The 7,122-nt window shown below is 61.5% G+C and carries 6 protein-coding genes; 2 read left to right on the top strand and 4 right to left on the bottom strand.

Translation table 11 applies throughout. The features are described from left to right. Positions 1-252: 252 nt before the first annotated feature. Entirely contained in the window at positions 253-504 is a 252-nt protein-coding gene (locus CH275_RS23500) for a hypothetical protein (protein ID WP_094680634.1), read from the bottom strand. Positions 505-768: 264 nt separating this feature from the next. Here CH275_RS23500 and CH275_RS23495 point away from each other — a divergent pair, with 264 nt between their 5' ends. Continuing rightward, entirely contained in the window at positions 769-1,905 is a 1,137-nt protein-coding gene (locus tag CH275_RS23495; RefSeq protein WP_143546865.1) for a DUF5677 domain-containing protein, read from the top strand. Positions 1,906-2,032: 127 nt separating this feature from the next. Here the strand turns inward: CH275_RS23495 and CH275_RS23490 are convergent, their stop codons facing one another. From CH275_RS23490 to CH275_RS23480, 3 genes are read right to left on the bottom strand one after another with little or no spacing between them, the layout of a single operon-like run. Continuing rightward, positions 2,033-2,917 carry a pseudouridine synthase gene (locus tag CH275_RS23490; RefSeq protein ID WP_094680632.1) on the bottom strand — a complete coding sequence of 295 codons (885 nt, stop codon included), beginning with the start codon at positions 2,915-2,917 and terminating at the stop codon, positions 2,033-2,035. A 3-nt stretch (positions 2,918-2,920) separates the two neighbouring features. After that, positions 2,921-3,763, bottom strand: coding sequence for an oxygen-dependent tRNA uridine(34) hydroxylase TrhO (gene trhO / locus CH275_RS23485; protein ID WP_094680631.1), 843 nt, complete (start codon positions 3,761-3,763; stop codon positions 2,921-2,923). A 21-nt stretch (positions 3,764-3,784) separates the two neighbouring features. Next, positions 3,785-5,434 carry an alkaline phosphatase D family protein gene (locus CH275_RS23480; protein ID WP_094680630.1) on the bottom strand — a complete coding sequence of 550 codons (1,650 nt, stop codon included), beginning with the start codon at positions 5,432-5,434 and terminating at the stop codon, positions 3,785-3,787. A 127-nt stretch (positions 5,435-5,561) separates the two neighbouring features. Here CH275_RS23480 and CH275_RS23475 point away from each other — a divergent pair, with 127 nt between their 5' ends. Further along, a complete protein-coding gene (locus CH275_RS23475) occupies positions 5,562-7,034 on the top strand; it encodes a cryptochrome/photolyase family protein (RefSeq protein ID WP_094680629.1) in 1,473 nt (490 codons plus the stop codon). Positions 7,035-7,122 lie beyond the last annotated feature (88 nt).

The raw sequence follows: 7,122 nt of genomic DNA, 5'->3' as shown, positions 1-7,122 counted from the left end.
CAACATCCAACGAGCACAGAACGTCGGATCGGTGCACCACATCGTCCCCGCCGCCGAACTGCGCCCGCAGCTCGTCGCCGCCATCGAACGCGGAATGGCGCGGTCGTTGGCCGAGTAGGGCTCTGGTTCTTCAGGACCTTGGGCTCGACGCAAACGCGCGCGCGTTTGCTGGATGCGAGCGGAATGGTTACCTATTCCGTGAGCGTCTGGCGAATGCGCGCGCGTTTGTCGGTTCGGGTTGCGCTAGAGGGACTAGAAGGGCCCCCCAGGGAGGGACGGCGTAGTGATACCGGTGCAGCCGAAGGTGAAGATGGTCAGTCCACAGGCCTCCCAGAATTTCGGCATCATTTCGATCAAGTCCACCAGACCGCTCGCGCTACCTGTACTTGCACTTCCGGTATCGGCCGTGGCGACCGACGGCGACGCCATGGCGATGACTGCGGCTCCCAACACGACAGCAATACGACGCTTCACGCTGTTCTCCTCTTCCATTCCGTCGAACACGTTCCGAAGTCGACGCTAGTCGCGCGTCCGAATCGTCACTATCGTCCGAACGAACGATGCCGGGCCGTCAGGGCTCAAGGGCGCGGGCACTGACGAAGCGCCTGGCCTCACTGGTGAGCGGGTCCGTGGAATGCCTTGTTAGCGAAGTGGGCGGACAGACCGACGTGGTCCCGTCATAAGCCGGGGCAGAACCAGCGGGCTAGCCGAATAAGTGACTGCTCGAATAGGCGAGCCGCTGCCTAGGGAACGTGCTACACAAGAGATATGAACGACACTCCCGGGACAATTCCTACTCCCACCCCGGAACAGATGGTCCAAAATCTAGAGGATCAAATCCGGCGCTCGTCATCCCGTTCGAGAAGCAAAAGAGAAACAACTAGAGAAAAATTTCAGCGAGCGAATCAATGGGTTGAGAACAAGCAAGAGATTTTAACTGATTTATTCTATGATCTCGGAGAGATAGTCGAAAGACGGAACCTGGAACATTCGGTCGAACTCCGGGCACGGCTGAGCATTTCGTCTAAATATATAGCTTCCCTGATATACCTGTCAATGTGCGCGGTAAATAAAGCCGAACTTGACTGGCGAAAGAAGGGAGCACATCGACAGACGCTCGACGCCATGTCCTCCATCAGCCTGCAAGCAATCCAGATCTCCGATGAAATACAGGCGTTAGCTATCGCCGGATACCCGTTCGCGGCAGAAGCTCGCTGGCGCACCCTCTACGAGCTTATGGTGACCGCTAGATTCTTGCATCATGCTCCAAATGCGACGTCCGCACGCTTCAACTGCTCTCACATAATGGAATTACAACGGCGAGTGGAGAGCGGCGATTATGGCAATTCATCGATTGCTGAACCAAAAGAGCGAAAAATCATCGAGCGCATACAGACTAATGCCGACAAGATCGTCGACAAGTACGGCGAGAAGATGAAGAAGCCCTACGGGTGGGCAGTCCAGGAGATTGAGGTCGTTGGCGGGCGCGGGTTTAACGGCATACACCAATACGTTTCAGTGTTCGAGAGTTTGGACATCGCTCGATACGCCGCGGCAAGCCATCATGTTCACGCAGGACGCATAGGGCTGGCCAAGACTTTGCAGATTAATACGGAGACCGGCGGGATCAACCTTGGGGCTCGAGCAGTTGGTATCATGGATATCCTTCTACAAACAGTTCGCTGCCTATCCAGAATACTCGAAACTCTTCTCCTGGAGGCTTACAAAAAGAATCGCAAACAAGAAACTATTCATTGGATCGAGATGCTTGACTATTGTTTCGATGACGCCATCACCGAAATTAGCAGAGAGGCAATAAACTATGACAGAAACGCGGCCATGAAGCACTTCAGGGCTGCTGCTGCAAAATCCTCTGATTTACTGGGTGACATCAAATTCGAGTAGTCCAACAATGCGATCGAAGTCCGGCAAAACTTTTCAGCGAACGGGTATGTCTGCACGATCTTCTGCACCACCCAGATTGGAATTAGAACCCGGAATCCGCCTGGCGAGAGTGCGCGCGTTCATCGATTCAGGGGGCGACGGTCCGCAGACTTCTGGCGCTCACGAAGCGCCTGGCCTCACCGGTCATCGGGTCCGTGAAATTCAGAGCTCGGGCCAGAAGTTGGAGGGGCCGGCTGAAATTGTCGGCCGGAACCGAGGTGAACACCGGATAGTACGGGTCGTTCTCGATGGGAATACCCAATGAAGACAGATGGATTCGCAGCTGGTGGGTCTTTCCTGTCTTGGGGAAGAGTCGATAGCGGGCACGATCACCGAACGTTTCGACGAGCTCGATACGCGTCTCACTGTTCGGCTCCCCCGGCTCCTCGTACGCCGTCATGACGCCGTGCTCCTTCAGGATTCGGCTCCGCACGATACACGGAAACTCCAGTGCTGCGTCGAATCCCGCGACGGCCTCGTATTCCTTGGTGACGTGGTGCGAGGAGAAAAGTTCCTGATACGGCCGTCGGGCATGCTTGGTCTTGGTGAAGAGCAGCACCCCAGCGGTGGCGCGATCGAGTCGGTGCGCGGGCGTGAGGTCAGGGCAATCGAACTGCTTGCGCAACCGAACGGTCGCGGTTTCGGTGACGTGCCGACCACGCGGGATGGTGGCGAGGAAGTGCGGCTTGTCGACCACCAGCAGGTCGTCGTCCTCGTGCAGGATGCCGATCTCGAACGGAACCGGAACCTCCTGCGCTGGAACGCGATAGAAGTACACGTGACTGCCTGCACGGTACCGCGTCGCGTCGGAGATCGGTCTGCTCTTCTCGTCGACCACCTCGGCGTCGCGCATGGCCCGCCGCCAGTCGTCCTCGGGCATCTCACGTTCCAGATACTCGGCGATCGTGGTAGCCGGATCACCATGCGGCAGAAGCAGTCTCATAGGCGCGAGACCGTCCCGGAAGGGCAGCATCAGTCAGGCGCAATCGAGACAGATCAACCGCAAGCCACGGCCGGCATCACCGTCGAAGTCCTGATACCGGGACGTCGGGTTTCCGCAGGCACTGCAGCGACCGATGACGGCGGTATGATCGGAGAAGTTCTGCGCCATCCGTTTGTCGAAGACGAACAGCGAACCCTCCCAGAGCGCGTCGTCGCCGAAAGTCTCTGCGTACCGGACGATTCCGCCGTCGAGCTGATAGACCTCCTCGAAACCGCGGGCCACCATCAGCGAAGACAGCACCTCGCACCGCACTCCCCCGGTGCAGTACGTGACCACCGGGGACTTCTTCAGATGGTCGTAGGCACCGGAATCGAGTTGGGAGACGAAGTCCCTCGTCGTCTCGACGTCGGGCACCACTGCGTTCTTGAACTTTCCGATCTCCGCCTCGAAGGCGTTGCGGCCATCGAAGAATACGACGTCGTCGCCCCGGGAATCGACGAGCTCGTGCACCTGCTCCGGACTCAGATGAGTTCCACCACCGACCACGCCGTCGGCGTCGACCTTCAGCTCCCCGGGCGCTCCGAACGTGACGATCTCGTCCCGGACTCGAACGGACAACCGCGGAAAATCGTTGCCGAGGCCGTCGGACCATTTGATGTCGGCCGCCTTGAAGGCCGGATAGCTGCGGGTGCCGCGAACGTACCGTTTGACGTCGTCGACCTCACCTCCCACCGTCGCGTTGATGCCGTGTTCGGAGATGAGGATGCGTCCGGTCAGGTTGTTCGACGCGGCCAGCGACTGTTGCCACAGCCGGATCGCCTCGGGATCGGGCAGCGGCGTGAAGACGTAGAACAGGACGATTTTCGGTACAGCCACACCGATCAGTATGGCGCGTTGTCAGGCAGGCGGTGCCGCCGCCCGGACGCGCTGTGTGCCGGAGTCCACGGTGAAGCCCGCTCCCCAGTACACGCCGGTCTGCGGATCCTCCTTGGCGGTGAGGAACCAGTGGTCCATCCGAGCCGCAGTCTTGGTGACCTCGAAGACGCCGAAACCGTGGCTGTCGAGGTCTACGAACTTCACGTGGTGGTTGAGTGCCTTGAATGCTTCCTCGGCGACCCGGCCCAGCGTGTGCGGCGGAGTGTGCGTCAGATCGTCGATGTTGGCCGAGCTCACCGAGGTAACGACCAGCTCGGTGGCAGCAGGCTCCGTCGTTGCATAGTGCGCCGCGTCGAGAGGCACCTCGCAGGCCCAGGCCGAGTGGATGTCGCCGGTGATGAAGACCGTATTGTCGACGCCCGCATCGACGATGGCACCGAGCAGCTTGCGGCGGTCGGCGGTGTAGCCGTCCCATGGATCGGCGTTGTATGGCAAGCCGCCCTCGGGGATTCCGAGCAGGGAGGTGACGGCCCTGGCTGCGTCCCGGTCGAGCGGCGGGATCAGCGTCGGGGTGATCATCACCGGGTTGCCGACGATCTTCCACTGCGTCGGCGACGACACGATGCCGTCGGTGAGCCACTGCATCTGCTCGGCACCGGTGATGGTCCGGTTCGGCGAATCGACCTCGGGACCGTTGAACGGCAACACCTGCTGCGAACGGTAGGTCCGCAGGTCCAGCATCGAGAGTTCGAGCAAGTTGCCGAACCGGAGCCTGCGGTACAGGTGACGGTTGGTCACGGTGCCTGCCGCGCGCACCGGCATCCACTCGTAGTAGGCCTGCTCCGAATTGGCCTTGCGCGTGTACCAATCGCCCTCGGTGGCCGGCGTGTGGTTCTCGGCGCCGCCGTCGTACGCGTCGTTGGCCGACTCGTGGTCGTCCCACGTGCAGATCCACGGGACGTCGACGTGCGCGGCCTGCAGATCGGGATCGGACTTGTACTGGCCGTGTCGCTGACGGTAATCGGCGAGCGTGACGATCTCGTGGGTGGGCGAATGCTGCCGAACGACACCGTCGCGCCCCGGGAAGCCGCCCGTCTCGTACTCGTAGATGTAGTCGCCGAGGTGCACGATGGCGTCCAAGTCCGTCCTGGCGGCCAGATGCCGGTAGGCACCGAAGTAGCCCGACTCCCAGTTGGAGCACGAGACGACGCCGAAGCGCATTGCATCTATGTCGGCGTCGTTGGCCGGAGCGGTGTGCGTGGTCCCGACGGCCGATGCCGCGTCGCTCGTCCGGAAGTCGTAGAAGTACGTGGTGTCTGCACTGAGCCCGTCGACGTCGACCTTGACGGTGTGGTCGGTCTCGGGGCCGGTCGAGACGGTTCCAGATGAGACGACGTCGCTCATGTCCGCACTACGGGAAATCCGCCACGTCACCGATACCTGCGAGCCGACGCCGGAGCCCGGGGTGGCGTCGGGCACGGGGGTGATGCGGGTCCAGAGAACGATCGCGTCGGGTAACGGATCTCCCGACGCCACCCCGTGCAGAAAGCCTCGATCGCTGCCCTGCGCGTGTGCGGTCGCAGGCAGTGTCGAGGCGACTCCGGCCACCGCGACGGCCACCGACGACGAGCGAAGAAACGTCCTTCTGGAAAGCGCAGACTCAGCGTGCATCGGGTCAGTCCATGCGATGGATCGTCGGTGGTCAAGTAAGGCGCGCCTGGGTCGGCCACAGTGTTCACCGGACGGTCATGCGCCGGATGCTGGTTTGCCTTCGGCGGTGCGGGAGAACACTCCGGGAATGGACGCTCTGTGGTTGTTCGGTGATCAGCTCGGTCCGCACTTTCACTCGGTCGACGAGCATGCCGAGCGAGACGTGGTGATGATCGAGTCTCGGCGCGTGTTCCGACGTCGGCGATACCACCGGCAGAAGCTCCACCTGGTGCTCTCCGGGATGCGGCACCTGGCCGACGAGCTGGGCGATCGGATCACCTACCTGCAGACCGAGACATATCGGGAAGGGTTGGCCGAGTACGGCAAGCCCGTGGTGGTGTTCGAGCCGACGTCACACGCGGCGGAGAAGTTCGTCGCCGCATTGCACGAGGAGGGCCTGGTCTCGGAGATTCTGCCGACGCCGATGTTCGCACTTCCCCGCGCCGATTTCGCCGACTGGGCAGCCGAGCGCGGCACCTTTCGGATGGAGACGTTCTACCGGGAGCAGCGCAAGAGATTCGATGTCCTGATGGACGGAGCCGACCCGGTGTCGGGTAAGTGGAACCTCGATGCCGAAAACCAGTCGCCACCGCCGAAGGGTCGTCTGACCCTGGGCGCGGAGGAACCGTGGTGGCCGACCGAGGATGCCATCGACGAGCAGGTACGCGCCGACCTCGACGACTGGGACCTCGACACAGTCGGAGTCGACGGGCCCCGCGTGTTCGCGGTGACCGCGGCCGAGGCGTCGGACGCGTTGGCGCACTTCGTGAACTATCGCCTGGACGACTTCGGCAAGTACGAGGACGCGGTGATGGCGGACGACTGGACGATGTCTCACTCATTGTTGTCGGTCCCGCTGAACCTCGGTCTGCTGCAACCGTTGGATGTGGCACACGCAGCCGAGGATGCCCACCGAGACGGCACCCCGTTGGCGAGCGTGGAGGGTTTCGTTCGGCAGATACTCGGCTGGCGCGAATACGTATGGCACCTGTACTGGCATCTGGGACCGGAGTACCTCGAGCGCAACAAGCTCGAAGCGCATGAGCCACTGCCGGATTGGCTGCTCGAGTTGGACGGCGACGCTGTGGTCGCGAAATGCCTGTCGTCGACGGTGGACGGCGTGCGCGACCGCGGCTGGGTACACCACATCCCCCGACTGATGATCCTGGGAAACTTCGCGCTGCAACATGCTTGGGATCCACGAGCGCTGACCGACTGGTTCGCAACGGCTTTCGTCGATGGGTTCGCCTGGGTGATGCCGGTGAACGTGATCGGCATGAGTCAGCACGCGGACGGCGGCGTGATCGCCACCAAGCCCTACGCCTCGGGCGGGGCATACCTGAACCGCATGACCGACTACTGCAAGCCGTGCGAATTCAACCCGAAGAAGCGACTGGGCGACGATGCGTGCCCCTTCACCGCCGGCTACTGGGCCTTCGTGCACCGGCACCGCGAGATGTTGGCACTCAATCACCGCACCGCGCGACAGGTGTCGTCGATGAACCGATTGAGCGACCTGGAGCAGGTATTGGAACAAGAACGACAGCGCGAGGTGTACTGACACGCTGGATCCTTGAACCGCAAATCTTCGATTCGCTCAGTGAGCTCGGCGAAACCGAGTGCAGTCGGATCCTGTCGAGTGTCTCGTT

Origin of the sequence: Rhodococcus sp. 06-235-1A, from assembly GCF_002258785.1 — a bacterium.
In the GTDB taxonomy this organism is placed as follows: Bacteria; Actinomycetota; Actinomycetes; order Mycobacteriales; family Mycobacteriaceae; genus Rhodococcoides.
The sequence above is the reverse complement of the archived record's forward strand: the minus strand, read 5'-3'. Positions and strand labels throughout refer to the sequence as shown.

Coding starts and splice junctions, on each gene's coding strand:
- CH275_RS23480 (WP_094680630.1), bottom strand. CDS start 5,434: ATGCACGCTGAGTCTGCGCTTTCCAGAAGGACGTTTCTTCGCTCGTCG.
- CH275_RS23495 (WP_143546865.1), top strand. CDS start 769: ATGAACGACACTCCCGGGACAATTCCTACTCCCACCCCGGAACAGATG.
- CH275_RS23475 (WP_094680629.1), top strand. CDS start 5,562: ATGGACGCTCTGTGGTTGTTCGGTGATCAGCTCGGTCCGCACTTTCAC.
- CH275_RS23490 (WP_094680632.1), bottom strand. CDS start 2,917: ATGCTGCCCTTCCGGGACGGTCTCGCGCCTATGAGACTGCTTCTGCCG.